Below are 1,731 nucleotides of genomic sequence, written 5' to 3'. Positions count from 1 at the left end.
GCCACAACCACGATGGAGATGAAATGCGGCAAATAAGAGATAGACTGGACAACCCGCTTAAATACACTATGGCGGATTTCATTGAGCAGCAGCGCCAGTAGGATCGCCGCCGGGAAACCAAATAACAGATCATATAAGTTGATCAGGATGGTATTTTTAATTAAGCGCCAGAAGTAAATCCCGTTAAAAAAGCTTTCAAAATGTTTAAAACCGACCCATGGGCTTCCCAAAATCCCTTTCGCTGGCGAAAAGTCCTTAAAGGCGATTTGCAATCCGTACATCGGTCCATAATGAAATATGAGGTAATAAGCAATGACGGGAAGTGCCATGACGTAAATGGACCAGTGCCGTTTCACATCAGCGCGTATGGTTTGCAGGACAGTCGGATTGCGATATGTTTTCGTTGTCGTGACGGCATGCTCAGCCGCACCATTTGCAGGACTTTGCCTCATCGTCTCCCTATCCTTTCTTTCAGGTTTCTGCAAGAAAACGAGGGGATAAACAAACACGGTTCATCCCCTCATTCAATGATTGCTTATCGTTTATTGAAACGCTCAAGAGCCCCTTGCTGGATTTTGACCGCTTCATCAATCCCCATGCTCTGAATCTTTTTCACATATTGATCAAAGTTACTGATCGGTTCGACCCCCATAATGAATTTCAACAGCATCTCATCTTGATACGTTTGAATGTCCGTTACAATCGATGCGAATTTACTGCTTTCATCCTGAGTTGGAGAAACAAGCGGGATCTTCCGCTCAGCCGTTGGCTTCGACCAGACTTCCAAAGCCTTCTTCTGCTGAGGCAAAGCCAGATATTGCATCTGGAAATTATCGCTGAGTACAAAAGGAGCACTCCACGTTGCCCGATTATACTTGGCAATCGCTTGCTGAATGCTGGTCCCTGCCGGAGGATTCAAAATCTCGGGAAGGAAGGTTGCTTTGCTATTCTCCATCTTGTAGCTAGTGCCCTCAACCCCGTAGTTGAAGAGGAGATCACCTTTATCACCGTAAGCATAATCAAGCCATTTGACGGTTTCGATAGGGTTCTTATTGGCTGTCGAAATCGCTGCTCCAACACCGTTATAGGCAAAATCCTTTTGCCCCCAAATCGCTTTATCGCCTGCTTTCATTACCGGATAAGGAGCCGCTTCCAGATCGAATTTGGGATCTTTGTCCTTCATGAGTCCTGCATATTTGCCAATACCTCCCCCATTAAATGAAACTGTTGCTCCTATGAGATTGGTCGTCATTTTGTTGTCGAAGAGTTTATCGTTAGGCGCTGCGAAGTCCTTATCCAGCAAGCCTTCCTTGTACCATTTGTTCATCGTGGTCAGGAATTCTTTGTATTCAGGCTGAATCGGACCGTATTTCACTTTGCCCCCGTCCTGATAGAAGCTGTAGTTAATCCCCCAAGCTCCAAGGAAAGGCGCATCGGTAGCAAACAAATTTTTGTCCAAATAAATCGGAATTTCATCCGCTTTGCCGTTGCCATTCGGGTCTTTCTCTTTAAATGCTTTGAGGACGGTGTACCATTCGTCGATTGTCGTCGGCATCTGGAGGCCTAGCTTATCCAGCCAATCCTGGCGGACCGATGGCCCGAAGAACACTCTGACTTTGTCATCGCCACGCAAGAATGGGAAGGCATAGATGCTTCCTTCATCTGTTGAAATTTGCTTTTTCCAATCCGGATGGTCATTCAGCAGCTTCTTAAGGTTCGGTGCATATTTGT

The 1,731-nt window shown here is 46.0% G+C and carries 1 protein-coding gene and 1 pseudogene; both read right to left on the bottom strand.

Annotation, left to right across the window (positions count from 1 at the left end):
• Positions 1-452: pseudogene (locus AC1DUA_RS36395) on the bottom strand (sugar ABC transporter permease); the annotation flags it as partial.
• Between the two features lie 83 nt (positions 453-535).
• Positions 536-1,731 (bottom strand): type 2 periplasmic-binding domain-containing protein (locus AC1DUA_RS36390; RefSeq protein ID WP_477504365.1); only part of this gene is annotated, 1,196 nt, incomplete at its 5' end.

It is taken from the genome of Paenibacillus sp. 01T422 (assembly GCF_056398785.1).
This window is presented reverse-complemented; position numbering and strand designations above follow the sequence as displayed.